Raw genomic sequence first — 26,741 nt, forward strand, 5'->3', positions numbered from 1 at the left:
TTGTAAGCGATTTATTAGGGAATTCGCGCTATTTACACGGAATGAAGTAATTTCGACAGAGGATTGACAAGTGCTTTATTTCCTACTAAATTTATAATTATTGTCACCAAAAATAGAGGAGTGGAGTACGTGAAAAAGTGGACAACCCTGGCTCTTGCGTTAGTGCTTGTGGTTTCTCTTATTGCCGGTTGCGGCGCTAAGAACAATAACGAAGCCGGGAATAAGGGGACGACGAACAATACCGGATCTGCGAATGCGGACAAAGGGACTGATCAACCGAAGAAGCGTGTGGCATTGGTAACGCCCGAGAAGATCGGTGTCAATCAGTTCTTTACGCAAATGGTTGAAGGACTCGACAAAGCAGGAGCGGAGTTCAATATCGAGACGAAAGTCATTGAGTCCAATGACCCATCGCAGGTCGAGCAGAACCTTCGCGCCGCCGTGGCGGAGAAGTATGATCTGATCATTACCGCGGCCTATACGGCTGCAGACGCTCTTCTAAAAGTAGCAAACGAAAACCCGGATCAAGCTTTTGCCATCATCGATACCGTCGTTGACGCCAAGAACGTACGAAGCATCGAGTTCCGGGAGTATGAAGCGGCGTACCTGCTTGGCGCAGCAGCAGGCCTGGCTACGAAGACGGGAACTGTCGGCGCTGTCGTTGCTGTCGATGCTCCGATTCTGAGCAAGTATACCGCTGGATATGAGCAAGGTCTGAAGTCCGTTAAACCGGATGCGAAGCTGTTGCTCAATTATGTGGGCGGCTTCACGGATCCGGCTAAAGCGAAGGAGCTTGCGCTGCTTCAATTCTCGAAAGGCGCCGACTTCATCGCAGGTATGGCGGCCGTAGGCGACTCCGGCGTATTCGAGGCAGCCAAGGAGAAGGGCTTCTATACAGCCGGACAAGATACGGACCGCACGGGTGAAGATCCGGAGCACGTGGTCCTTTCCCAGTTGAAAGAAACCGACACCGTAGCCTATGAAACGGTCAAAGACTTTGCCGAAGGCAAGTTCACTTATGGAGCGGTTAGCTACGGTCTGAAGGAGAATGGTGTAGGCGTTACATTCGTAACTGCAGAATCCAAATCGGCCTTGAGCCCGTTCATCGGCCAAGAGAACGTGGACAAGCTGAAGAAAATTCGCGACGATATCGTTGCAGGTACGGTTGTAGTGACTAATCCATTGGCACCCTAATAGTTAGTGTGCAATAGCGAATCGAACCGGTTGCCGTCAAGCAGCCGGTTTCTCGCTTTACAGCCCTGCTATTCGCAGGAGATGGAAGAAGGGAGTGCTGCTTGTCATGCTGCTGCAAATGAAAGGGATTACGAAGCGATATGGCAGCCTGACCGCGAATGATGACATTCATTTCACATTGGCGGAGGGGGAAGTTCATGCGCTGATTGGGGAGAACGGTGCAGGCAAATCGACACTGATGCGGATTCTGTACGGCGAGGAGCAGCCGACGGAAGGACAGATTTTGATCGCGGGGCAAGAGCAGTCATTCACGTCGCCTTCGGATGCGATCCGCGCGGGAGTGGGTATGGTACATCAGCATTTCATGCTCTTTCCTTCGTTCACCGTTGCGGAGAATATCGTGATCGGCCGGGAGCCCCGTGCAGGGATGGGCTTCGACCGGAAGGCGGCGGCCGAGCATGTTCGCGCATTGTCCGAGAAATACGGGATGCCCGTCGATCCATGGGCCAAGGTGGCGGATTGCCCGGTCGGCGTTCAGCAGCGCATCGAAATATTGAAGGTGTTGAACCAAGGCGCCAAGATCGTCATCTTGGACGAGCCCAGCGGAGCGTTGACGCCGCTTGAGGTCGAATGGCTGCTCAAGGCGATCAAACGGCTGGCCAAACAGGGAATCAGCTTCATTCTCATCAGCCATAAGCTCCATGAAGTGATGGATTCCTCGGACCGCATCACCGTTCTCCGCGACGGACGCGTGACCGGGACGGTCAGGGCGGAAGAGACGGATGCGGTCAAGCTATCCCAGCTGATGGTCGGACGGGAGCTCGCCTTAACGGAGAAGAAGCCGATCGTTCCGGGTAAGAACATACTGGAGGTCCGTGAGATAACGATACATGGAAGCAAGGGCGGGAAACCGGTTCTCGATCATATCGGCTTCACGGTACGCGCCGGGGAAATTGTAGGCATAGCGGGCGTGTCGGGCAACGGGCAGTCCGAGCTGCTGCAAGCGATCTCCGGTCTTCGCGGTATCGACGAAGGAAGGGTGCTGCTCGACGGACAGGATGTAACAGGCAAGACGTCGGGGACGTTCAGGGAAGCCGGTCTTGCCCATATTCCCGAAGACCGGTACATGTGGGGCTCGGCCAAAGAAGAGACGGTAGCCGATAATGCCATCATGGGCCATATGCGGAGCTTCAGCCGCGGCGGTTTGCTGCGCAAAGGGCTGATCAAGGAAACGGTAGCGCAATGGATTGATGCCTATAAGGTTAAGACAGGCTCGCTCGATACGAGAGGGAAGCATCTGTCGGGCGGCAATATGCAGAAGCTGATCGTGGCCAGGGAGATGGCCCACGGCACGCCGTTCGTTATCGCGGCGGAACCGACGCGCGGCGTCGATATCGGCGCAATGGAGACCATTCACGATGCGCTGCTGAAGCGCAGGGAAGAGAATGGGGCGATCCTGCTCGTCTCTTCGGAGCTGACCGAGATCTTGAAGCTGTCCGACCGCATTCTCGTCCTGTTCGAGGGACGTATCGCCGGCGAGCTCGGCGCTGAGGAAGCGACCGAAGAGCGGATCAGTATATTGATGGCGGGAGGAACAGGCGTTGAGACGAATTAATTGGACGGAACATGCTAAGGCGCTGCTGAACCCCTTAATCGCCGTACTGCTCGGTCTGCTCGTCGGGGCAATCGCGATTTGGGCCGTAGGCGGTTCCGTTATCACCACGTATGCCGAGATGTGGAAGGGCGCTTTCGGCAGCTTTTACTTTACGACAAGCACGCTTACAAGGGCGACTCCGATCATATTGGCGGCGCTTGGCGTATCGCTTGCCTTCCGGGCCGGATTCTTCAATCTGGGCGCCGAAGGCCAAATGATCTTCGGGGCGCTGGCAGCCTCAATCGCTGCCTTGTACGTGCCGGGTCCGGGTTTTGTCAAAATCATATGCGCCATTATTGCCGGCATGGCGGCAGGCGGATTATGGTCGGCATTGGCTGGGTGGCTCGATACTCGGTTTCGGATGAATTTGCTTATTACGACGCTGCTGCTCAATTATATTGCTGCGTTATTTGCCGGCTACATGGTTTCTTTCCCGCTGAAGGAGAAAGCAGGTTCTGGCGGAGCGCAGACGGCTATGATCGATAACAGCGCCTGGCTGCCGAAATTGTTCCCGGGCATGACGCTGCACGCCGGATTTATCGTTGCTGTCCTGGCAGCGATTCTGCTGGCACTGTTCTTCCGTTTCACGAACAAGGGCTATGAAATTCGGATGCTCGGCAGCAATCCGCTGTTCGCCGCTTTCGGCGGGATCCGCCGCGGCAAGCTTATGCTGCTCAGCATGCTGCTAAGCGGCGGATTAGCCGGTTTAGCAGGCACCTTCGAGGTGCTGGGTACCCAATACCGTTATATTGATAATATGCTCTCTGCGCCAGGCTACGCTTGGTCGGCCATAATGGCGACGCTGCTGGCCGGATCAAGCCCGCTGGGCGCCGCATTCGCAGCCATTCTGCTGGCCGCGCTGCAAACCGGCGGCATGGGCGTGGAACGCAATACCGAGGTTCCCCTGGAGATTTCAAGCGTCATACAAGCAAGCTTAATCTTGTTCGTATCCGCGAGAGTGACAATCTCCCTTATTAAACGCAAGAAAGCGAGGACTGTCGATGGAAACCATACTTGATTGGTCCCTGCTGAACTCCATGTTCCGCGTGGTTGCGCCGCTGCTGCTTGCCGCGCTGGGCGGGGCGCTCTGTGCCAGAGTGGGCATTTTCAACGTCGCGCTGGAAGGGATGATGCTGACCGGCGCCTTCTCGGCGATCCTCGGGAATTATTGGTTTGGCAACGTTTGGCTCGCGCTCTTGTTCGCATGCTTATGTGTTGCAGCCGTATCTCTGTTGTTCGGTTATTTATGTATTCATCTGCAAGCTAACGCCATCGTCGTCGGCGTTGCCATCAACTTTCTCGCGACCGGGCTGACGGCCTTCTGTCTGTTCGCCATCTTCAACGTCAAAGGCCAGTACTATGACAAATCGATGACCGGCCTGCCGAAGTGGAACATTCCATTCATTCAAGACATTCCGGTTGTCGGCCAGATCATCTCCGGACATACGCCGCTTGTCTACCTGGCCTTCCTGTTGGTAGCCGTTCTCCAGTATGTGTTATTCAAGACCGTGCTGGGCTTCCGCTTGAATGCGGTAGGCGAGAATCCGGTCGCAGCGAAGAGTCTGGGGCTTCGCGTACGCCGCTACCAATACGGTGCCGTACTCGCCAGCGGCGTGTTATGCGCCCTTGCGGGAGCGCAGCTATCGCTCGGTCAAGTTACGCTGTTCGCCGAGAATATGACGGCGGGACGCGGCTTCATCGCCCTCGTCGCGACCATGCTCGGACAGAGCAATCCGCTGGGCGTCATGGGCTCGAGCATGCTGTTCGGGTTAATGGATGCGCTCAGCATCAGGCTGCAGGGCTTCTCGCTGCCGACCCATTTCACGATGATGCTGCCTTATGTCATGACAATTCTCGTGATGCTGTTCGTCAAGGACAAATCGTATTTGCGCCAATCCGGACGTATTGCAGGTAAATAAGGTACAGGAGGTAACCGTCATGCACAATAAAGCTGATAAGCTGAAAAAGTCTAAGGCGCCCCAGGCTAAGGTGGACGAGCGGATCAAGGACCGCGTTCCGCCGGGTCAGATGGTGACGGAACGCTTCCCGATTCTTCATGAAGGGGAAGTGCCGGTCTATGATCTAAGCCAGTGGCGGCTGCGCATATTCGGCGAGGTGGAGACCGAGAGAACCTTCACGCTGGAAGAGCTTCAGGCGCTGCCGCGAACAAGCGTGACATGCGATATTCATTGCGTGACGCGCTGGTCCAAGCTTGACACGACATGGGAAGGCATCCGGTTCCGCGATTTTCTCCAGCTGCTTGATGTTAAGCCGGAAGCGAACTACGTGATGTTCCATGCCGATGAAAATTATGACACGAATGTGCCGATGGAAGACCTGCTTCATGACGATGTGCTGCTCGCCTTTAACTACGACGGCAAGCCGCTCACGGATAAGCACGGTTATCCGCTGCGCATGGTCGTCCCGCACTTGTATTTCTGGAAGAGCGCCAAATGGCTGCAGGGTATCGAATTTATGAAGGAGGACCGGCCGGGGTTCTGGGAACGGAACGGGTTCCACAATTATGCCGATCCATTCCGAGAACAGCGGTTCTCCGGCGAGGATCTGCCGATACCGGAAGACGAATGGACGAAGAAGGAGTTTGATTAAAGATGTCGCTATTGCCCATATTACGAGTCGATCCAAAGGATATGCCGGAGCTTGCCATTGTGTGCGGCGATCCGTTCCGGGCCGAGATTATTTCGCAGCAGCTGGAGCAGGTTAAGGAGCTTGCCTATTCCAGGGAATACCGGACGTTTACCGGTGAATATAAAGGCGTACGCATCGCCGTAGTGAGCCATGGCGTCGGATCGCCGGGAGCCGCGGTATGTTTCGAGGAGATGGTCAAAGCGGGCGTCAAGACCATCATTCGTGTCGGCACAGCCGGTTCATTGTCAGACCGTTATAAGACGGGCAGCTTAATCATCAGCACGGCTGCGGTCCGGGAAGAAGGGCTGACGCGTCAATTGGTTCCGATCGCATTCCCTGCGGTTGCGGACAGCAAAGTGACGGATGCCTTGTACGAAGCCGCACTTGAAGCGAACGCTCCAGGCGCCGTGGGCAAAGGCATCACGCTGACGATGGACGCGTTCTTCAGCGGCGTTGTCGAGCTGCCTCATGCCATATACCGCCAAGCAGGCGTTCTTGCGGTCGAGATGGAGATTGCCGCGTTATACGTCGTAGCACTCCTGCGGGGGATACGGGCCGGAGCGATTCTAGCCTTGGATGGCGATTCGACAGCGGTCGATGAAGGCTATGACCCGCATCGCAGCATTGTCGCCGAAGCGGTGGATGCAGAAATCCGGGCTGCGCTGGGTGCGTTGGTGAAGCTGGCAGAGCAGCCGTAGATCGGTTCTGTTATCGTCACATGGTAAGTAAAGTAGGATGGATGAAGGCTCTCCCATGCGCGGCTGCTGCAGCGGGAGAGCCTTTTTGTCATGAGCGAGCAGCACGCTGGAATCCGGAAACAACAACGGCTGAGAATATTCTGCCTGCTCAGCGGCTTATGTCCAAATTGTTCCTATAGAAATGATATAATGAACGCTGTGTATTTATTATATAGAATATCGACATCCGGCTTAAGGAGTGGTCCTGCAATTGAACAGTTTAAAATGGGTGACAGCCGGAATCAATGTGTGCGTCATCATTCTCGTATTATGGAAATGGGAGCTTATTCTCGATTGGGCGCAAGTGCGCGACACGGCTAATCTGCCCGCCGTGTTTCTCCTTGTCACTTTGCTGGCGGCGATACCGGGAGTTCCGTTCGGCATCGTCGGGGGGATCATGGGCGCCAAGTACGGCATATGGTTGGGGAGCCTTCTTAACCTTGCCGCATCGACAGCGGCTGCCGGTATCGCTTACCTGGTCTTCCGGTATCTCTTCCGGACATGGGCAAGCGCACTAACGACCCGTTCGACAGCATTGAAGCGCTGGAATCAAGCGTGGGAGAAGCATGCCTTTCCATTCATTCTGATCGCGCGCATGATCCCGATTCTGCCGGCTTTTCTCATCAATCTCAATGCGGGTGTAATGAATCTGCCGTTCAAACCGTTCCTGCTTGCCACCTTGCTTGGAAAAATTCCGGTTATGGTCGTGTTTGCTTACATAGGCAATCAAATGAAGAATGGCGTCTGGACGTGGATGATCGTTGCGGCCATTTATGGGGTTTTCTTGGCGGTCGTCTACCGGTTCTACAAGCTGTATAGGAAGAAAAGCAGAGCTTAGTTATTGCTAATTAGAACTAATTTGATCTAGATTCCATTTCCAAGCAGAAATTGACAGTTGAATTACCATATGGTACCATGTTATTGAACTGACTGGTCAGTACAACTAATATAAGACGAAGGATCGATCGCATTGAGCAAAGACAAGATTATAGCGGCAGCCATCGATGTGTTCTCGGAATACGGCTATCACCGGGCAAGCATGGATGAAATCGCGCTAAGCGCACAAGTTGCGAAGGGAACGCTATACTACCATTTTCCCGGGAAGGCTCAGCTGTTCAAGACGATCGTGATGGACGGATTCCAAGTGATCAGCGATCGCATCCGCTCTGAGATGGAGGCCTGCCTCGCGTTGGAAGAACAGATTCAGCGTATCATCCGCCATAATCTGGATCTGTTTCTGGAGTCCCGCGGATTCGCCCGCATCGTGTTCAATGAATTGTCCAACGGAATCGATTCGGATGTTCTGGATGAATTGAAGGGATTGAAGGAGGGGTACATCGATTTTCTAGCCGGCCTATTAGAGGAAGGGCGCAAGGACGGGGTGCTGCACCCGGTTAACTGTCAATTGGCCGCAGCCGGGATAGTCGGGCTGCTCGACAGCTCATGCAATTATTACATTTCTCACCCTGATGCGTTTGATCGCGAAGGTCTTGAGCAATTTCTCTATACGATGATTACAACCGGTTTGTTCAAGAATATCGATAACCGTTGAGGGGCAGGATACACATCTCTATGAAAGCGGCGGTGGTTGTATGAATTGGGGAACGACAGAAGAATTGATTCCATTATCGTGGTTCAAGCATATGCGTGCGCATTCGCCGGTTGTTTACCATGAGGAGCAAGGATACTGGGATGTTTTCAACTATGAGGATATTAAGTCGGTGTTCGCCGATCATGAGCATTATTCCTCCGTTACGACGGACAATGTAACGGATCCGATCGATGCCAGTATTCTCAAGCTGGATCCGCCCAAGCATAGACAGCTGAGGAAGCTCGTGTCGCAAGCCTTCACACCGCGTGTTATCGAATCGTTAGCGCCGAAAATCGAGTCGATCGCACATGAATTATGCGATCTGGCGGAAGCCGGGGGACGGATGGATGCCCTTCATGATTTTGCCAGTCCGCTCCCCATTATCATCATTGCCGAGATGCTCGGCATTCCCGCGGAAGACCGGGAACGGTTCAAGCTATGGTCAGAGGCGCTGGTAGGTGACGACTACGACGCATACCTTCAATGCCAGGGCGAAATGAATGCCTATTTCAGCCAAATCGCAGATCGAAGACGGCGTGAGCCCGTGGATGATTTAATCAGCAATCTTGTTCATGCCAAGGTCGATGGCGAGCAGCTGAGCGAATTGGAGCTTATTGGGTTCTGCATTCTGCTGCTGGTAGCCGGGAATGAGACGACAACGAATCTGATTACGTCCGCTATCCTTTGCTTGGACACCAGCAAGGAATCGAAGGAGCAGCTTATCGAGAATCCTGGCTTGGTTCCGCAAGCGATCGAGGAGGTCCTTCGCTATTGCTCGCCAGTGCAAATGATGATCCGGAGGGTCAAGCAGACGACCGTCCTTCGGGGCCGCACCTTGCAGCAAGGGCAAATGGTTCAGGTTAGAATCGGTTCCGCCAATCACGATGAAGAGCAGTTCGATCATCCGGAGCGGTTCGATATTCATCGCAGCCCGAACCCGCATCTTGCTTTCGGATACGGAATCCACTTCTGTTTGGGCGCCCAGCTTGCGCGGCTGGAAAGCCGAATCGCGATTCAGACGCTGCTTGCCCGGTTTCCGCATTATGAACGCGACCGCTCGCATCCGCTCGAGCGTATGAAGAGCTCGATTATTTTCGGGGTTAATCGCCTGCCGCTTATCTTGCGATCGTCGAATTAACCGATAAGAATGATCTTATACTGACATAATCATATATATTGCACAAAAAAAGAAGAAGCTTACGACCGATATTCGATCGTAAGCTTCTTGGCGTTTAATAATAAGGGGAAATCAGCAAATATACGATTACGCCGGTGCCGCTGACATAGAGCCAGACCGGCATGGTCCAACGGGCAATTCTTCTATGCTTGGCAATCTGCATGTTGAAGCCTCTCGTTACGGAAATCAAGGCCAGCGGTACATTCACGATCGCCAGCGTCACGTGCGTGATCAGGACGAAGAAATACGTATACTTCATCGCTTCGCTACCGCCGAATTTCGTCGGCTCGGTCAGGAAATGATAGATCACATACGAGACGAGGAACAGGGCGGTCGTCACGAATGCGAGCAAGATGAAATTCCGGTGCATCGGTATGTTCTTCTTCTTAATAAAAACAAGGGAAATGATAAGAAACGAAAAGGTGAACAGATTAAAAATGGCATTCAGCAGCGGGAATATCGTGACATCCATCTGGACTTCCCCGTCATATCCCGGAAGAAAGAACAGCAGTGCGATAACGCCAATCAGAATGACAGAAAAAACAAGGATTAATGGAGTGAAATTGCGTACTTTATTCATTGGTTACCTCCCGACAGATCTGCAGCATCACATTTGCTCTTATTCAACTAGAATAGACAATCTTAGCCGTAAATACAACCGGATACGGCGATTGGATGTCACAATTTATTGAATCTTGGGCCGAATGCTGCAGGTGCTGCGGATGCGTCAAGAGCCAGTGGATCTGTATCGGCGGACGCCGAATTGCCATACGAGCAGGCAGGGAAGGATGAAGACGAACCCCGCAAGCGGCGCCAGTACGTAGAGATCGCTGTCCGAGCCGGTTTTCCCGAGAATATAGAGAAGCGGCAAATAATTGACGCATCCGAAGGGAATCACGAACGTAAAGAACCGGGACACCCATTTCTGATAAATATTAAGCGGATACTGGGCCATCTCTCTGCCGCCGTCCGTGAAAATATTGGCCACCTCCAGCCCTTGGATCGTCCAGAAGCACATCGTGGCCGCCAGCATATAGATGCCGGTAAAGATGAAGACGCCGCTGGAAATCATCAGCAATAAAGTGAGCCCCTTAAGGAGGGTCCATTCTATGGGCAAATTTGCAAGCGCATAGACGAGGACGATGATGCTTTGAAGCAGGCGGCCAAAGCGTGTAAACTCGAATTTGGAGCCGAGCACTTGGACGACGGTGGAACGCGGACGAACGAGCAGACGGTCGAAATCACCGTTCACGACAAGGCTGGAGAACGCATCGAAGCCGCGGGCGAAGCATTCGCTTATCGCAAACGCCATGTGAATGACGGCAAAGCATAGCGCAACCTCGAAGAAGCTCCACTCCTTGATTTGTCCGAAGCGTTCGAACAGAAAGTACAAGCCGGCGAAGACCGAGAAGGGGATAAAGAACTGCCCGACCGTCAGAAGCCAGAATGAAGTCCGGTATTGCACCTGCGATTTGAACAGTATGGCTAAATATTTGAAATAAAGCTTCACATCCTTATCCTCCTTGTACGACGACTCTTCGGAGCGCTCTGCGCATGGCGATGCTTCCGAACCCGACAAGCGCGGCGAGCCATATGAGTTGAGTTATAATTCCCGTGAGCGCCTCTTCCTTGGGGATATGACCGGAGTACACCCGAAACGGGAAATCCGCAGCCAGATGGAACGGAAGCAGGTTGGCGATCTGCTGCAGCCATGTCGGCATAAGCGGGATGGGAATGACCATTCCTGCAAAGAACTCACCGATCACACCGAACATAAGCAGTGAACCGACTGGCGACATGGTTACAAATACAGAAATGTAAATCAGCATGGAGATCGACACCAATACGAATAATCCCAATATCAGTGTGATGACGAACAGCAGCAGCGTGGATGGATCGGGTGGAAGCGATAAGCGGTAGGGCTGAGGCAGAAAAAAGGCGACGATCAGAATCGGAAGACTGCGCAGCATGGCGCTGGCCAACCGTTGAGCCAGCAGCTTGGCGTACCAGAAGCCGTATAGATCGCTGGGCCTGCATAATTCATAGGCAATATTGCCGGTTGTGATCAATTGGAATAGCTCGTTATCCCGGAACCACAGCATGATGAAGGCCAAGAAGGATTGCTGCAGCCATATGTAAGTAATTAACTGTTTAAGTGAGATTGGCGCACTGCCTGCAAGCTGGCCATAGAACGCTTCAAAGACCATGATAATAATGAATCCCCAGAAAAATTGCGTTGCGATACCGGCCAATGCCGCGGAACGATACTGCAGCCCATTGTAGAGTCGGAGCTTGAAGACCGAGGCGTACATCTTCATGAGATTTGGTACTCCTTGTACAGCTGGACGATAATGTCTTCGACCGGCTGAGTATCGATCGCCACATCGAGCAGCTCCACTTGCTGGGAAAGCGTGGTGAGTACGTCGGATATCATGACTTGCTCCGTATCCACCCGGAGTATAGCCCGTTCCGATGACCACGACATGATCGATGCTCCGGGAATCGCAAGAGGCGCGTCAGTATGGCTGTAATCGGCGGTTATCGTCTTATGCGTACCGAATCGGCTGCGCAGCGATTGAAGATTTCCATCATACAGCAGGCTTCCCTTGCCGATCAGAATAATCCGCTTCGCCAAGGCTTCGATATCATTCATGTCGTGCGTGGTCAGAATGACAGTTACGCCTTTCTCCTTGTTGATCGTCTGAATAAATTGGCGAACGGCAATCTTGGATACGGCGTCGAGTCCGATGGTCGGTTCATCCAGGAAGAGAATTTGCGGACTGTGAAGAAGAGAGGCGGCGATTTCGCAGCGCATGCGCTGGCCGAGACTTAGCTGTCTTACCGGGGTAAGTACGATTTCGCTGAGATCGAGCGTTTCGATGAGCAGATTCAGGTTGGCCTTGTATTCCGGCTCCGGCACCTTATAGATATCCTTCAGCAGCTGGAAGGAATCCATGACGGGCACATCCCACCACAGCTGAGAGCGCTGTCCGAACACGACACCGATGTTCTTGACATAAGAAACTCGTTCCGTCCAGGGCGTGTAGCCCATAATCGAGCAGCTTCCCCGGTCAGGGACGAGAATTCCGCTCATCACTTTGATGGTCGTTGATTTGCCTGCCCCATTCGGTCCGATGTAACCGACGATTTCACCGGGCTCGATCGAGAAAGAGATGTCCCGCAATGCCTCAACCGTCGTGTACTCGCGATGGAAGAGGCCCCTAAGCGCATGCCGGACTCCCGTCGTTCGCTTCGCGACCTTGAACGCTTTGCTTATTCCGTTAACCTTGATCAACGTCTTATCCTCCGTATTTGATTTAATGTGAAAGGAAGAAGATATTACCATTGTTTCAAGGCAGGTGTCAATTATTTTCGAAGAAATTGCTGCGCAGGCAGCATATATTTGCAGACGCTGTTGTTTCTAAACGGGCATGAATCAGTGTTAGAAGGTGATTTATGGAGTTAAGGCGAGGCAGCTGCATAATGAATGGGCTCAGTGATATGTGGATGAATGAAATAATGCGAAACTGTTCTAATCGCTTCGCTCAGTAGGCGGCAGGCGATTATGCGTCAACGCAGATGGCGCAGCGGATCAAGAGCGATCTGCGCGGTATAGGTATCTGGCGCACCGTACTCAGCTCCCAGCATGGTTTTTCGGGGCACGATGGCGGTCGGCCGGCCACATGCATGACTTGTCTTTAACAGGAACTGCGACACCAGTCTCTGTGCTCACTACGATAACGGATCTGGTCATTCAATCTTCATGCGGTTAACGCTGCTTGCCCCCGGTCAAGCGCTTCTTTGACGACTTCCATTCGGATTACATCAAACATGTTGGGTTTGACTCGCATGACGACCTCCAACTAAGTTCAATTGTACAATGCTTAGCTTGAAAGTGTCGAAGATGATTAGGAAGCTTTTATGTAGTGTTGTACAATATACAACATTATCGGCTTGATTCCGTACCTATGGCATAATTGTTGTACGTTATACAACAATGAGGAGATGATTGCTTCCTGACAGGAGGAATTTTTGCAGTTTGTACAACAATATCCATCTCATCATCGCTTCTGCCCGTCAGGAGTTGTAGAATATACAACAATACGAAAAACCGTACCATACAACACGCGGCAATATCACGTACTTGGATCCTCCCGAAGACTTGGCGATGACGCGAATACGATTAGATCGTTCGAATTGCGTCAGACCTTCTAATAGCTTTGCAAGAGCGAAAATGACTGAACACAGGAGAACACAACGTCCCGGAATCATTCTGCTGCCGTGCTCGTTCCTTCGAAGCAGCCATAGCTAAACAACAAGGCGGTGAGATTACATGATGACGATGAAAGGGCCGGATACGGAGTGGGATTTTTATTTGCTTGCAGGGGTAGCGTCGACGCTGACGCTGTTCCGCAATTGCAAGCAAGAGCTGGAGCGGAGGTTTCTTGAGACAGGCCGCGAGCCTGTAATACGCGAGCTGTTTCCGTATGGCGACCATACGCAGAAGCTCCTGCGTCAAATCATTGATGTGCGGGGAGACTTGTCCCGGCTGCGCAGAGCGGGAAGATCCGGCGGCAGAGCGGCCGCCGAGCAGATTCGCAAGCTGTCGCCCGGCCGGCCGGTCATGCTGATTGGCCACAGCGGAGGAGGCGTCGCTGCCTATCAAGCAGCGGTTATGCTGCATGATGAAGGGACGATTCCGGATTTTCGCATCGTGCAGGTAGGCTCGCCGAAGGTGTTGATACGCACACAGGACCGCGACCGGGTCAGCTATTATACCGCTGTTGACGAGCAAGGGACATTGCGCGATCCGATCAGCCGTATCGGCAGCTGGGGAGGATGGAGCCGCAGCCGGTACGGATTATGGTATTGGAACAAGCGAAAGTATGCCCCCGGACATATCGGGACGATTACGCTGCTGGGCGGGCATCCGCATTATTTTCGCAACGATGCCTCCTACATTCATCCGGACCGGGGTTCCAATCTTTCGGTTACGCTGGACGGCCTATGGGACAGGATGATGGACGTATAAGGTTTCCAAAAAAAGAGGCAGCAGGTGGCATAAATAGACCGCATCAGATTCATTCTGATGCGGTCTTTGTTATTTCAAGGACAAGGAGCCGTAGTACCGCACACTTCAGCGGCACGTTCAGATCGTTGGTTTACCGTATAAGGCGGAGGCGATCCATTTGCCATTCATCTCGTAACTCGCGGCCCGTTCAGGCCATAGGGGAGAGTCCCGTTCGTCCTTAAACGCGTGGCGGAAGCGGTCGATGCTGCAGCCGGAGAGAGGAGCGAGCCTACTCTTATGAAGTCAGTCAATTAGAATGATGGTAACAAACAACCTCCAGCCCCGTATGCCGGGACCGGAGGTTGTTTGTGTCGGAGTTAGGCAAGCCATCGAACCAGCCAGTCATAGGCTTTCACCCCGCTAATTTCATGGGGGCCTTCAAAAATATCGCTGTCCAGCTTGTCTTCTTCGCCAAGGAGCCGGTAGACGGCACGAATGTGACGCTCGGCATCCCTTGAAGCCTCGATCGGAAATATCGTATCCTGCGTTCCCATCTCCAGCAGAAGCGGCACCGGTGCGATCAGGCCGACAAGATCGGGCATCTCAGCATGCCGGTTCAAGCCGGGTATGTAATTGTCGACGCAATGATGTATCGCAAGAATACTATCTTTGAACGTGTTTACATAGCCGCTGACTACGGCGGCCTTGATCCGTTTGTCAAGGGCGGAAGTGAATGCGGCGACTAAGCCGCCTCCGGAAATGCCCATGCAGCCGATGCGATCCGGGTCTACGTCTGCTCGCGTTTGCAAATAATCGATGACTCTCATCGTTTCGTAAATGCGGTGACCGGCCATCGTATACCCCATCTGCAGCAGGAAGGTTGAAAGGGCATGACAGGAGTTGGGCGCGTTCCTCCCGGCATCCATGCGCAGCCGCCTGCTGCCGAAGCCGAGAATGTCAGGTACTATGACAATGAAGCCGCGCAAGACGAGCTCGATAGCGAAATTCTTCTGATACCCCGGTTCCGTAGCGCTTGTTATTCCGTCTGGCTGTAAGCCTACCAGCTCCGTACTTCCTTCGCCATGTCCGTGGCAAGCGATAACCGCCGGGAGACGATCGCTTGGACTGCCGGTCAGGGAAGACCGCTTCGGAACGAGAACATAGGCCGGCATGACAAGTCCGGGATACGTTGTAAATTCGACGAGCTGCCGGACATATTCGCCGCAGTCGGATTCTTCGAGGAGCGTCGGATCGAGTGCCGCGGCTTTGCCCGGGAATCCGCCCAAGTCCTGAATGAACTGTCTTGATAATTCGTCCTGCCACGCACGCCATTCCTGCTCATTGCGTGCGCCAAACCGGTATTCTGGGGTAACCTCCCGGTACAAATTCTCCAAGTATTGATCCGGATGCCACTTCTCCCTCGCTGACATGTCCAACCCCTCCAGAAGCTATAGAATAGTCACAATCTACGTTTAGATTAAAGGTTCTATCCCCATTAGTAAACGATTTTATTGGCATTGGGCTCCATTGGGTATGGGAACGCAAGAAAGCTGCCCAAGCAGCTTCGATTGCGCTGACAAGGACAGCTCCATGTTCCATCGTGATGGTTGTGTCTACAAGCGAAGACTGCCCGGATAAGCGAGCTCATGCAGCTTGCGGCCGGTAATGACGGCTGTCGGGATTATCATCGCCTCCGCGGTGCGATCATTGCCCTGCGAATCCCGGAATACACGACCGGGCACCGGTTCGTCCGATATCCGGAACAGGGTCGCTTTCTCCAGAATGCCATCCAGCCTGCACCATTGTTTCAAACGAAGCACTTCAGCAGGAGCGATCGTAACAGCGGCTACGATGTCCTCAAGCGTCATTCCGCAGGTTAGAAATTTACTCATCGTTGTCGGTAGATCGTACACGGGACCGCCGATGTTCCCGATATGAATGTCCGTGCTGATCGAGAAAGGCGGGTAGCCTGCATCCAGCGCGCGCTGGCATACATCAAAGTTAAAGCTTGCGGCACCGTGCCCGACATCCAGCAGCACGCCTCTTGCCAGAGCGCGCTCTAAGGCGGGACCCGGACGGCCGCCCGCTTCCCACGGATGGCCAAGCTTTCCGTGAAAGCAGTGCGTGATGACATCGCCTTCCCGAAGCAGGTCCAGCACATCCTCGATTAATGGCGGGGCTTCGCCGATGTGAACCATCATCGGCACGCCGGCTTCTCTGGCTGCCAGCAGCGCCAGCTGCAGCGGCTGAATCCCCATCGTGCCGACGATCATCCCGCTCGAACGAACCTTCACGCCGCAGACGAAGGGGCGGTTCTCCAGGACGGCTTGAACCGTTCGATCCACGTTGATCAGACTAAGGTCGGAAGCCTCCCTCAGGTGGACCAGCCCGATCGAGCTGATGTTGAGCCAGGATACGATCTCCGTATGAAAGCGGGGTGCGACATATTCATACAGTCCCCTAATGGTCGCTTCGCCGGCGCTGCCGGCATCCGCAACCAGATGAACGCCTGTATTCAAGCCGACGTCATCAACGGGAATGCTCAGAGGCGTAACGCCGTCGTAGATATGCGTATGAAGATCGATCCATCCCGGACTCAAGAAGAGATCCGGCGCCGAATCGCCGGTCGATAGAGAAGTTCGTTCCAAGCGGCATCCATCGTCTTGAGAAATCAGCTGTGCCGGATAGACGCTTTTGTTCAGCGGGTCGATGACCCGGACGGCCAGCGGCTGCATCATCTTCAATCCTCCCAGGCATCAAGGCCGAGCAGCTTGCGACCCAGCTGCGTTAAGACAGGCGGGCTATCGAACCGCGTCTGCTCCCACATGCGCGGATCGCCGGGGAATGCCGCCCCCTTGGGGTGATCGCGTTTCTGGTACTGCTCGATGCGCGCATTGCGTTCTTCGACGCGATGGTATCTTGCCGGACTCATGCTAATGTACTGCGCATACCGCGGACTGTCGGCATAGTTATGACCATTGCCATGCGGAAGGAGTATATCCCAGATCACGAGATCTCCCGCTTTGCCCGGGATGGCCTCGACCTCATAGCCGGTCAAATCCGGGACGGACGGATTACGGCCTTCCGGCTGGGTCTGCAGGTATTCTTCCAATACGCGATAGATGCCGGGAACGCATTGAAAGCCGCCTTGATTAACAGCGGTATCCGCCAAGTACAGCACGCCTTGGACGCCTAAGGGCTTGCGAAGCGGATTCGGCAGCTTGGACGTATCGGTATCCCAATGGATGAATCCGGCCGACAGTTCCTTGCGGTCGCTCCGGACCGGCGGCTTCATATTCACCCGGTCCAAGGTGACCCACAGCTTCTCCTCGCCCAGCAGCTCGGCGAACGCTTGATGGACTGCAGGGTGCTGGCGGTTATCCCACATCGATTGATGATGATACATCTCGACCATGCCGGCACTGCCGAGGACGCCCTTGGGAGGATCATACCAGTTGTCGGGATTGGAAGGGTCATGTCCCAGGCAGTCCCAGATCGCATCGATGACGCGGTCACAGTTGTCTTTGGGCACAACGCCTTCGATCTTGACATAGCCATTCTCGCGGAAAAACGCCACATGCTCTTTCGTAATCATTGTCATACCCCTTTCTAATGGAAAGTTCGAATGCTGACAGCCCGGCGAAGACGGAAGATGTCCGGCGCCGGATGTCATGAGCGGGCCTTCGAGACAATCGCTGCGAACCTTTCGATCTTCTTCGGTTGGTTACCGGAGGTTACGAGTATGCGTTTCCAAGCGGAATTCATTGACGGTTTGCATAACTTTCGTATCAGAATAATAAGGTAAATAACCCGAAGGTCAGAAATGGTGTCGATTAACCTTCGGTTGCTTTCGCTACTGCCATATCCTATTATTTCTTTCGATTATTTATGTCTTGAGGAGGGCTTATCCCGTATATGCTGGCGACACAACGCAAGAAGCAGATCATTCGGATGCTTGAGGAAAGGGGGTTTGTTGAAGTTTCTGAAATGAGCAGACTGTTCGACGTCTCCGAGGTCACGATCCGGTCCGATCTTCGCGAATTGGAGCGGCAAGGCCGGGTCGAAAGAAAATATGGCGGCGCCGTATGGAAGGATGAGGAGACCGTACCTTTCCCGCGATCCAATCTGCTGCTCAGCAGCCGGAAGAAAGCGATTGCACACGCAGCCTTGTCTCTGATCGAGGAAGGGGACAGCATCTTCTTGGACTCGAGCTCTACCATCTCGCATTTGGCGCTTCAAGTACGCAAGCTGTGCAATGTAACGACAATAAGCAATGCGATCCCCGTGTTCGAACTGTTTAAAGACTACGATGCCGGCATGCTGATTGGCATTCCCGGCATTCTGAATCCGCTTACGCAATCATTCGTCGGATCCTTCGCCGAGGAGATGATCGCCCGGCTGTACGCAACCAAAGCGTTTATCTCACCCAAAGGCATTCTGCCGGAAGGGCTTCGCGACAACAGCATGCTGGAAGCTTCGATCCGCAAAGCGATGATCGCATCCTCCTCGGAGACCATTCTCATGGTCGATCACAGCAAATTTCTGAACAATCGAACGCTGTTCGGCATCGATGATTTCACATCGGTCAGCACGATTGTCACCGATCGCATCCCTCCGGCCCCTTTTCTGGAGTTGATCGAGAAGCATCGGATTCGTTTGATCGTCGCAGAGCAAACGGGTTGATCTATGTTGGAAATGGAATAAAAAGGTGGTGCAATAGTCATACATTGGACTGGTTCTAATGTACGAAAAACTTATCGAATTGTCGTATGCTGAACCGGATCCGCACATAGGATGTACTAATTCAAACGAAAGGAATTGAAAAAGAAAACGTTAGCAATGATCATTATCCATACTGTCACCCGCAAAAAATCCATGAAAGAGAAAGGGAGGAAGTCGAAGATGAGGAGAATCTTCTTGATGCTCACATCGGTACTATTCATTGCAGTAATCTTTCTAACCAGCTGCAGCAGTAACTCGAACAACGGCAGCGGTTCGGAAGCACTGTCCGATGAGGATCTGAAGAAGTACGAGAACATCGATTGGAACAGTGATGAGATTGCGTGGAAGAAGGCCACATCGCCGGTTACGTTCACCGCTTATCTGGATTTCGATTGGTACCCGATTGACACTTGGGGCAAGGATGACGTATCGAAGGAAATAACGAAGCGAACCGGCGTATCGCTGGAAGTAACGAAGAGCTCCGATCCGAAGCAGCTTCAGGTGCTTGTTGCCGCCGATGAGCTGCCGGATCTGATCTTCACGGATAAACAGGTGGAGCGGTTCTACAACTCCGACCTGGTGTGGGCGTGGGATGAGCTGATCAAGAAGTATGCGCCGGAATTCATGCATCTGATCGATCCTGTGGAAATTGTCAATAATACGGCGGATGACGGCCACTTCTACACGTTGAAAACGCACTATAACAATGAACAGGCATGGGCAGATCCGCGCAATCTTCCGTCGCCGGGGGATCCCGGTTTCTATGTTCGCGAGGATATCCTGAATGAGCTGGGCAACCCGGACTTGAATTCCTTCGAAGACGTGCTCAACATTTTTAGAATGGTGAAGGAAAAATATCCGGATATGATCGTTTACCAGCCGCACCCGACATGGACCAGCGCGTTCATGGATTTTCTTGGCTTGAGGTCGGCGAACCCTTATGAGGATGAACAGGGCAATGTCCGCTTCGGCTTTATGCATCCGGATTTTGAGGAATATTTCAAGTTTATGAATCAGCTGTACCGTGAGGGGTACTTAAGCGCGGAGAGCTTCGCCTATAAGCCGGAGCAGTTCTTCCAAATCGTCCGCAGCGGCAAAGTGTTTGCAGCCTCTTATAACTCGGGGCTGGCTGACGAAACGAATAAAATCTTTGATGAAAGCGGTGTCAAAGGCCGCTTCGTCCCCGTCACCAAAGCGCTCACGTACAAAGGGGAGGACAAACTGAAAATTGTCGATTCCTCGGTCGGCTGGGCAAGCTTGTTTATCTCCAAGAAAGTAAAGGATCCGGCAAGGGCCATAAAATATATGCAATTTCTGAAGAGCCCCGAAGGCGACATGCTGACCCAATGGGGAATCGAGAACGTGCACTATAAGTTGAACGACGACGGCCTGCTCCAACGCTCGGAAGATTTCTACAACAAGAAAGTCACCGAGACCGGCATCGGCCCGTGGTACTTCCAGGCCAGCGGCCTTGGGGAAGGCGTAGCCGTCTCTTCCGGCGCTTTGAACAGCAAGTATCACAGCGGCGTGGAGCTGCTCAAGTTTAGAAAAACCCGCTACGTGCGGAATCCGGCGCTTTCGTCCACGAAGCCCCAGGCCGATACGGACGAATTCAATATCAATGTGAAGCTAACGGAGCTCTACACGAACTCACAGGTTAACATTATTACGGCGCCCAACGAGGATGAAGCCATGTCCAGATATAAGAAGATGCTCGACGACGCGAAGAAGATCGGCGTCGAGAAGCTGGAGAAATATATGACAGAACGTTATCAGAAAGCCAAAGAGAAGTATGACGCCGTAGAGTAATTTCATTGGGACCAGGCGTTTCAAAGCTGCAAGCCGGCAAGGGTGAGGGGCATCGACTTTCTTTGCCGATTGGCTGAAATGAATAAGAACAGAACTGAACGATAGTGAAGTACAAAGAGCGAAGCAGGAAGAATGATTCTGAAGAAGCGTCAGCGGTCGCCTTTGTTCCCGGATTTCAACCTAAAACCGCGATTCAAAGAAGTCCGGGAACAACAGCGATCGGAAGAACATTCTGCCTGTGCAGCGGGCTGTTGCAAGCATTCCAATTGAATGAAAGGGGGGAGCGGCCGTTGCCGAATTTTTGGAGCCGTTTGAGAGGACAGCTGTTTTTTCAGATCTGCGCGCTAATGGGCATAGCTTTCCTGCTTGTATTTGCCTATACGCCGATGGTGGGCATCATCATCGCGTTCAAAAATTTCAAGCTATCTTCCGGCATACCCGGCTTCATCACGAGTGAATGGGTAGGGTTCAAGTGGTTCGCGGAATTTTATAACGACATCTATTTCTGGCAAATCATCCGCAATACCGTCGTGATGAGCCTGCTTAAGCTCGTCTTTACATTCCCGATTCCGATTCTCTTCGCATTGGTGCTGAACGAAGTGCGCAGACAGGCCATGAAGCGGTCCGTTCAGACGGTGAGTTACCTGCCGCACTTCATCTCCTGGATCGTCGTATCGGGAATGATCTTCTCGTTCTTCAACGAGCAGACGGGCGTCGTGAATCATTTTCTCGTGTCCACGGGGCTCGCGGACAAACCGATTTCCTTTCTATCCGATCCCGCTTATTTCTGGCCGATGGCGGTCTTAAGCGATATCTGGAAGGAGATGGGCTGGTGGACGATCATCTTCCTGGCTGCGATTGCGGGCGTCGATCCTGCACTCTACGAGGCTGCGGTCGTGGATGGCGCAAGCCGCATGCAGCGCATCTGGTTTATTACGCTTCCAACGATCAAGGGAACGATCATTATCGTGCTCATCTTGAGCATAGGCAATTTGTTCGGGGGCGGCCTGGGCGGCTCGAACTTCGAACAATCCTATTTGCTCGGCAATCCGGTGAATAACGGAGTCTCCGAGATTCTGCAGACGTATACGTTAAAGATGGGGCTGGCACAGGGGAGATATTCCTATGCAACGGCCATCGGGCTCATTCAATCGGTCATCTCGCTTATGCTCATCTACTTAAGCAATTATTTCTCGAAACGATTCTCGGGTATCGGGTTATTCTGAAGGGGGCTGCGCCATGAAGGCAAATGGAATTAGACGAACGATGGAAGACAATGTCATTGATATCGTCATCTATGCCATCTTGATCGTTGTCTTCGTCATGACCGTATATCCGTTCTATTATTCGCTGGTCATCTCATTCAACCACGGCATTGACGCGTCCCGGGGAGGGATCTACTTCTGGCCCCGCGTGTTTTCATTGGATAACTACAAGGCGGTCTTCTCCAACCACGCGCTGCTGAACGGCTTTGGCATAACGATTTCCCGCACGGTAATCGGCACTTTCGCAACCCTGCTGTTTACCGGGCTGTTCGCATATAGTCTATCTTATAATAAATTGATGTTCCGGACGACTTACATCACGCTGTTGATCATTGCCATGTACTTCTCCGGCGGGCTCATTCCCTATTTCATCCTGCTGAAGAAGCTGCAGCTCATGAACACCTTCCTGGTGTACATTATCCCGCTGATGCTCAATGCATTCTTTACGATAATCATGATGAGCTTCTTCAGGGAGCTTCCCCACGAATTGAAGGAATCGGCGAAGATGGATGGCGCAAGCGAAATGAGGATTTACTTCAGCATCGTGATTCCGATCTCGGCCCCCGTGTTTGCGACGATTGCCTTATTCGCGGGAGTCGAGCACTGGAACAGCTGGTTCGATGCGGCCTTCTTCGTAACGGATAAAGATTTGAAAACGATTTCATTCATGCTGATGGAGCTCATTAATAAAGCGAATCTGACGGCTGTCCAGGGCGGCGGCGGCGATGTCGAACGCGCGGCAACTTATGCGGCGCAAACCTTCACGGCCGAGACGATCCGGATGGCCACCATGATCGTGGTCATCATTCCGATCATCTGCGTCTATCCGTTCCTGCAGCGCTATTTTGTAAAAGGTATCATGGTCGGTTCCATTAAAGGATAACGTTGATGAAGCAAGAGGAGGTTTCAGGTGGATCAGAACCATATTTACAGCCGGCTGGGGGTCCATCCGTTCATTAATGCGGCTGATTCCTATACGACCATTGGCGGATCGCGCATGCCGCCGGAAATTATCGAGGCGATGAGGCAGGCTGCCGAGCATTTCGTGGAGCTGGACGACCTGCATGACCGGATCGGCGAACGAATTGCGGCGCTAACCCGCAACGAAGCGGCAATGGTGACGAGCGGAGCGGCGGCCGGACTGGCTATTGCTGTCGCGGCATGCATCGCCGGCGACGATCCGGTGAAGCGCCGGGCTTTTCCCCGTCTGAATGGTCTGCGCAATGAAGTCATCCTACATCGCTGCCAGCGGAACGGCTTCGATCGGGCGGTGGCGCAGCTGGGCGTTACGTTCGCGGAAGTCGGGGGCGATGCGGGTACATCCGTCTGCGACCTGGAAGAAGCGATCGGTCCGCGCACCGCATGCATCCTCTATTTCGATACGAGCGCCTTCATCCGCGGAGCGCTGCCGTTAGCCGAGGTGATCCGTATCGGCAGGCTTCACGGTATTCCGGTAATCGTGGACGCAGCGGCACAGCTGCCGCCTGTCGACAATCTGTGGAATTACACGCAGCAGGGCGCTGACCTCGTTATATTCTCCGGCGGGAAGACGCTTCAAGGGCCGCAATCGTCCGGGCTGATCGTCGGGCGCAGGGAGCTTGTCCGGATGTGCCGGATGCAGGCCGGACCTGCGTCTGATACCGTAGGGCGGCCGATGAAAGTAGGCAGAGAAGAGATGGCAGGTTTATTGGCGGCGATTGAGCGCTATCTGATGCAGGATCATGAAGCTTTGCGATGCCGTCATGAGCGGGTGGTGGAGACGTTCTGCCGCGAGCTCGCCTCTCTCGGTTACAAGGGTGTTCGCGAATACCCCGGACCGACAGGACAGGATTACGCATACGCGATGTTCGATATGCGCGGGGCGAGCCGCACGGCCGAGACTATTATGCGGCTTATGAAAGACGGCGATCCGGCCGTTCTGATCGGCTTGGCCAGAGACGGAACGGATCAATTCTTCTTAAATCCGCTCCATGTGAAGGATGAGGAGATTCCGCTCATCATTGAGCGGTTCAAGGCGCTTGGGTAACAGCTTAATCAGCAACGATCATCCTAGTTGCGCCGGCTTGACCATACCGTTTATCGAATAACGGACAGCTGAATGAGCTGCAGTTATCGAGAGTCAGGCGTTATCCCGCCTGACTCTTTGCTCTGTTTGCAGCGACGCTTTCCAATCCTTTAGTGCAGATTTTGTCCGATCATATTGTTCGTGCCCTGATCCAGAATATTGGCGCTGTGGAGCGCAATGAAGATATGGGAATGCAAGACGGGCCATAATCGCCGAGGATTGGGTGAAATTCCATGAGAACGATCAGGATTCTGAGGGAGCTAGATCGTCCGATGCTTTATATTTTCCACGATCCGAAGCGGGAACGAAGTCATGGACGGAGCGGCAAGCTGCTATGGGGGCGGAGCTCCATACAATTGCACGAGCGCCTCGGATTCAAGCAGGAAGGCCGTATACGGAATATGATCTATACCAACGGGCAGCATTACGATGAGTAAATATACGGTTTGTTGAAAAGCGAATACGAGGAATATGGTCATACACAATAGCTCCTTTACGGATTTCTCGTGTAACTTTCCTGGATCATAGTCTTCAGTATCTGGCGTAAAACGGGCCCCGATCCATATCGACAGTAATCCGAATAGATCATCGAGTTTATCGTAATCGCAATGTCGCTCTACGATTACCGTAACGTTTGACAATCCGTTCATTAGAACTTATCGTAATGAGATCACATGGAGAACGGGGATCGGGATGGAGGTCTTCGGACAGCTTGTACAGTATTAGGAGCGATACAGATGAATCGGGAGAATGTGCAGCAGGAATCAACGGGAATACAGGATTCGGAAGAAGGTTTTTGGCAAGGGGTAAAGGATTGCGTCCCAACATTGCTTGGTTATCTCAGCATAGGATTCGCCGCGGGCGTCGTGGAGAAAACAGCGGGACTAAACGTGATCGAAATTGCCTTGATCAGCTTATTGTTATATGCGGGGTCGGCTCAGTTTATCGTATCGGGCATGCTTGCGGCAAGCAGTTCAAGTATGGCGATCATAACGACGGTGTTATTCGTGAATTTGCGGCATTTGCTGCTGAGTGCGGCCTTATCGCCGTATTTCCGCCATCTCAGCCCGCTTAAAAATATGTTAATCGGCTCGCTGCTTACCGATGAGACATTTGGCGTTGCCATCAACGAAACGGCGAACAAGAAACGGATCAGCGAGAAGTGGATGCATGGCTTGAACCTAACCGCCTATTTGAATTGGTTCGCGGCTAATATGGCCGGTGCCTTCTTCGGTCAATGGCTGACCAATCCGGAGAAATACGGCTTGGACTTTGCCCTGCCTGCGATGTTTATCGGTCTGCTTGCACTCGCGATGGCAAGCCGGAACAATCTCCGGCTCGATATCGTGGTAGCGATATCGGCTGTCGTAATCGTCGTTGGCGTGGGCATGTTATTGTCGGGCAGTATGGCCGTCATAGCGGCAACTGTAATCGCGGCAACGATAGGAATGGTGATGGATAAATGGAAGTAAGATGGGATATTCTCGTTATTATATTCGGAACGGCGATCGTAACTTTTATACCAAGGGTTCTGCCGCTGATGGCGCTCAGCCGAATCGAACTGCCGGATTGGGGGCTGCGCTGGCTCAAATACGTTCCGATCTCGGTCATGGCTGCCCTAGTCGGACAGGAGTTGTTTACGCATAACGGGGACATTGCTTCTCTGGCAAGCAATTTGAAGCTCTTTGCCGCCCTGCCGACGCTGCTAGTTGCCGTCAAGACACGAAGTCTGTTGATGACCGTCATAACGGGCATCGTGAGCATGATGCTGCTGCGTCTCTTTTTTTAGGCTCTTTTCGATCGTATTGTTGCTTCAAATAAATGCGTTTTTCATAATAAAACCCACCAATCAATGGCGGGTTTTATTATGTTATTCGTATCGTTCCAGTTAACCGATTGATTTCAAATGTTCAACTGATGCAAAGTCTACCATTTTATACTTTCCGTTTCGATAAACTAGTGTTGTTATCGAACATTCGGGAACCAGCTCGCTATTACAAACGTTCACCTGATTGCTTTGCTGAATCGCCTACGGGTGGTATATATTCGGGTATACCGCTCCCACATTGCAACAAATTCATCAAATGTTTGTCCAGGCAGGCCCCCCCAATTAGCACGTTCCCGCAAACGACTATCCACAAAGCTTAAGAGCAAGGCGCTATCAAACGACGTTTGATGGTAATGCTTCCTGGTAAAACCGGGCAATCGGAGGAGGATCGAATCTCGTCCTGTTCTCACTTCGAACGATTCGAGCTATACGTCAGAATTTGTCATCGATGGGGGTCTGGGCGCTCAGTAAAAAGCAGGTGGATGACGTGGGTCGTCTCTCGGGGGAGTAATAGGCCCGGGGCGGCCTTTTTCGTTTGACGGGAAAAATAAGTTTGACAGAAAGGCCTTTTTGTACTAATTAATTGGTAAAAAAATAAACGAGGTACGATATGGTCAGACTCAAAGATCAGGACATCGGTTCCTCCAATCGCAAGGATCAGAAACGCCCCCGTTAATTGAGTATATACCTTCACAAGAAATTATAATTTTCTCTGAAAGCAGGTTTGTAGGTGCGTACCTCGGCCAATGAAGAAGCAGAACGGCAGGAAAGTAAGAGAAGCGGCACCTTTTAAATTGAATGAGCTCGAAACTCGAATTAACGATTTATATTGATAAATGCGTTATTGAATTATTTGCAAATGACCGTCAGGCCATCGCAAGGCGGGTTTACCCGAAACGATTGGATAGCACAGGTGTCTACCTCTTCTGTGAAGGCGGCGATGCTGCATTGGATATGATTAAAACTTGGGAAATGATGCCTTCAAATCGTTATTGATAAGAAGAATATTGCATTCCTGAAGATAGGAATGGATACAGCC

At 52.6% G+C, this 26,741-nt stretch carries 26 protein-coding genes; 19 read left to right on the top strand and 7 right to left on the bottom strand.

The features are described from left to right. Positions 1-129: 129 nt before the first annotated feature. The 9 genes from L1F29_RS13480 to L1F29_RS13520 all read left to right on the top strand — a co-directional run bounded on the left by L1F29_RS13480 (position 130) and on the right by L1F29_RS13520 (position 8,963). The gene (locus L1F29_RS13480) at positions 130-1,194 is read left to right on the top strand and encodes a BMP family lipoprotein (protein WP_258388814.1); all 1,065 of its coding nucleotides are present in this window, start codon (positions 130-132) and stop codon (positions 1,192-1,194) included. Between the two features lie 106 nt (positions 1,195-1,300). After that, a complete protein-coding gene (locus L1F29_RS13485) occupies positions 1,301-2,809 on the top strand; it encodes an ABC transporter ATP-binding protein (RefSeq protein WP_258388815.1) in 1,509 nt (502 codons plus the stop codon). After that, positions 2,796-3,866, top strand: coding sequence for an ABC transporter permease (locus tag L1F29_RS13490; RefSeq protein WP_258388816.1), 1,071 nt, complete (start codon positions 2,796-2,798; stop codon positions 3,864-3,866). Before L1F29_RS13485 ends, L1F29_RS13490 begins: the two co-directional genes overlap by 14 nt. Beyond that, complete coding sequence (locus tag L1F29_RS13495) at positions 3,850-4,767, top strand: ABC transporter permease (RefSeq protein ID WP_258388817.1); 918 nt, start codon at positions 3,850-3,852, stop codon at positions 4,765-4,767. The genes L1F29_RS13490 and L1F29_RS13495 overlap by 17 nt, the downstream gene beginning before the upstream one ends. 19 nt (positions 4,768-4,786) lie before the next feature. After that, positions 4,787-5,458: a sulfite oxidase-like oxidoreductase gene (locus L1F29_RS13500; protein ID WP_258388818.1), complete on the top strand. Its 672-nt coding sequence runs from the start codon at positions 4,787-4,789 to the stop codon at positions 5,456-5,458. A 2-nt stretch (positions 5,459-5,460) separates the two neighbouring features. Continuing rightward, a complete protein-coding gene (locus L1F29_RS13505; protein WP_258388819.1) occupies positions 5,461-6,195 on the top strand; it encodes a nucleoside phosphorylase in 735 nt (244 codons plus the stop codon). A 250-nt stretch (positions 6,196-6,445) separates the two neighbouring features. Beyond that, positions 6,446-7,072 carry a TVP38/TMEM64 family protein gene (locus L1F29_RS13510; protein WP_258388820.1) on the top strand — a complete coding sequence of 209 codons (627 nt, stop codon included), beginning with the start codon at positions 6,446-6,448 and terminating at the stop codon, positions 7,070-7,072. A 132-nt stretch (positions 7,073-7,204) separates the two neighbouring features. Then, positions 7,205-7,786: a TetR/AcrR family transcriptional regulator gene (locus L1F29_RS13515; protein ID WP_258388821.1), complete on the top strand. Its 582-nt coding sequence runs from the start codon at positions 7,205-7,207 to the stop codon at positions 7,784-7,786. Positions 7,787-7,826: 40 nt separating this feature from the next. Continuing rightward, positions 7,827-8,963, top strand: a complete 1,137-nt coding sequence (locus tag L1F29_RS13520; RefSeq protein ID WP_258388822.1) for a cytochrome P450 — start codon at positions 7,827-7,829, stop codon at positions 8,961-8,963. A gap of 94 nt (positions 8,964-9,057) precedes the next feature. Here L1F29_RS13520 and L1F29_RS13525 read toward each other — a convergent pair whose 3' ends face one another. The 4 genes from L1F29_RS13525 to L1F29_RS13540 all read right to left on the bottom strand — a co-directional run bounded on the left by L1F29_RS13525 (position 9,058) and on the right by L1F29_RS13540 (position 12,297). Beyond that, the gene (locus tag L1F29_RS13525) at positions 9,058-9,582 is read right to left on the bottom strand and encodes a DUF420 domain-containing protein (protein ID WP_258388823.1); all 525 of its coding nucleotides are present in this window, start codon (positions 9,580-9,582) and stop codon (positions 9,058-9,060) included. 147 nt (positions 9,583-9,729) lie between these two features. Beyond that, on the bottom strand, positions 9,730-10,512 hold the full coding sequence (locus tag L1F29_RS13530; RefSeq protein WP_258388824.1) for an ABC transporter permease: 783 nt from the start codon (positions 10,510-10,512) through the stop codon (positions 9,730-9,732). Between the two features lie 4 nt (positions 10,513-10,516). Continuing rightward, positions 10,517-11,320 carry an ABC transporter permease gene (locus L1F29_RS13535; protein ID WP_258388825.1) on the bottom strand — a complete coding sequence of 268 codons (804 nt, stop codon included), beginning with the start codon at positions 11,318-11,320 and terminating at the stop codon, positions 10,517-10,519. After that, the gene (locus L1F29_RS13540; RefSeq protein WP_258388826.1) at positions 11,317-12,297 is read right to left on the bottom strand and encodes an ABC transporter ATP-binding protein; all 981 of its coding nucleotides are present in this window, start codon (positions 12,295-12,297) and stop codon (positions 11,317-11,319) included. The genes L1F29_RS13535 and L1F29_RS13540 overlap by 4 nt, the downstream gene beginning before the upstream one ends. A gap of 1,038 nt (positions 12,298-13,335) precedes the next feature. Here L1F29_RS13540 and L1F29_RS13545 point away from each other — a divergent pair. Next, entirely contained in the window at positions 13,336-14,034 is a 699-nt protein-coding gene (locus L1F29_RS13545; protein WP_258388827.1) for an alpha/beta hydrolase family protein, read from the top strand. A gap of 356 nt (positions 14,035-14,390) precedes the next feature. On the opposite strand, the gene L1F29_RS13550 is transcribed toward L1F29_RS13545, so the two are convergent. The 3 genes from L1F29_RS13550 to L1F29_RS13560 form a co-directional block, all read right to left on the bottom strand. Beyond that, a complete protein-coding gene (locus L1F29_RS13550) occupies positions 14,391-15,443 on the bottom strand; it encodes a dienelactone hydrolase family protein (RefSeq protein WP_258388828.1) in 1,053 nt (350 codons plus the stop codon). Positions 15,444-15,626: 183 nt separating this feature from the next. Beyond that, on the bottom strand, positions 15,627-16,751 hold the full coding sequence (locus L1F29_RS13555) for an amidohydrolase/deacetylase family metallohydrolase (protein ID WP_258388829.1): 1,125 nt from the start codon (positions 16,749-16,751) through the stop codon (positions 15,627-15,629). A gap of 2 nt (positions 16,752-16,753) precedes the next feature. Further along, positions 16,754-17,608 carry a phytanoyl-CoA dioxygenase family protein gene (locus L1F29_RS13560; RefSeq protein ID WP_258388830.1) on the bottom strand — a complete coding sequence of 285 codons (855 nt, stop codon included), beginning with the start codon at positions 17,606-17,608 and terminating at the stop codon, positions 16,754-16,756. A gap of 320 nt (positions 17,609-17,928) precedes the next feature. Here L1F29_RS13560 and L1F29_RS13565 point away from each other — a divergent pair, with 320 nt between their 5' ends. From L1F29_RS13565 to L1F29_RS34385, 9 genes are all read left to right on the top strand, one after another. Beyond that, positions 17,929-18,696 carry a DeoR/GlpR family DNA-binding transcription regulator gene (locus L1F29_RS13565; protein WP_258388831.1) on the top strand — a complete coding sequence of 256 codons (768 nt, stop codon included), beginning with the start codon at positions 17,929-17,931 and terminating at the stop codon, positions 18,694-18,696. A 219-nt stretch (positions 18,697-18,915) separates the two neighbouring features. Continuing rightward, the gene (locus L1F29_RS13570) at positions 18,916-20,544 is read left to right on the top strand and encodes a type 2 periplasmic-binding domain-containing protein (protein ID WP_258388832.1); all 1,629 of its coding nucleotides are present in this window, start codon (positions 18,916-18,918) and stop codon (positions 20,542-20,544) included. 290 nt (positions 20,545-20,834) lie between these two features. After that, the gene (locus L1F29_RS13575; protein WP_258388833.1) at positions 20,835-21,770 is read left to right on the top strand and encodes an ABC transporter permease; all 936 of its coding nucleotides are present in this window, start codon (positions 20,835-20,837) and stop codon (positions 21,768-21,770) included. A 13-nt stretch (positions 21,771-21,783) separates the two neighbouring features. Further along, a complete protein-coding gene (locus tag L1F29_RS13580) occupies positions 21,784-22,692 on the top strand; it encodes a carbohydrate ABC transporter permease (protein WP_258388834.1) in 909 nt (302 codons plus the stop codon). Positions 22,693-22,719: 27 nt separating this feature from the next. Beyond that, complete coding sequence (locus L1F29_RS13585; RefSeq protein ID WP_258388835.1) at positions 22,720-23,835, top strand: aminotransferase class V-fold PLP-dependent enzyme; 1,116 nt, start codon at positions 22,720-22,722, stop codon at positions 23,833-23,835. A 272-nt stretch (positions 23,836-24,107) separates the two neighbouring features. Beyond that, on the top strand, positions 24,108-24,311 hold the full coding sequence (locus L1F29_RS13590) for a GNAT family N-acetyltransferase (protein ID WP_258388836.1): 204 nt from the start codon (positions 24,108-24,110) through the stop codon (positions 24,309-24,311). Positions 24,312-24,611: 300 nt separating this feature from the next. After that, complete coding sequence (locus L1F29_RS13595; RefSeq protein WP_258388837.1) at positions 24,612-25,346, top strand: AzlC family ABC transporter permease; 735 nt, start codon at positions 24,612-24,614, stop codon at positions 25,344-25,346. Next, positions 25,337-25,663, top strand: a complete 327-nt coding sequence (locus tag L1F29_RS13600) for an AzlD domain-containing protein (RefSeq protein WP_258388838.1) — start codon at positions 25,337-25,339, stop codon at positions 25,661-25,663. The genes L1F29_RS13595 and L1F29_RS13600 overlap by 10 nt, the downstream gene beginning before the upstream one ends. A gap of 837 nt (positions 25,664-26,500) precedes the next feature. Further along, positions 26,501-26,698 carry a GH32 C-terminal domain-containing protein gene (locus L1F29_RS34385; RefSeq protein WP_373876505.1) on the top strand — a complete coding sequence of 66 codons (198 nt, stop codon included), beginning with the start codon at positions 26,501-26,503 and terminating at the stop codon, positions 26,696-26,698. Positions 26,699-26,741: the final 43 nt, after the last annotated feature.

Origin of the sequence: Paenibacillus spongiae, from assembly GCF_024734895.1 — a bacterium.
GTDB classification, from domain to species: Bacteria; Bacillota; Bacilli; order Paenibacillales; family Paenibacillaceae; genus Paenibacillus_Z; species Paenibacillus_Z spongiae.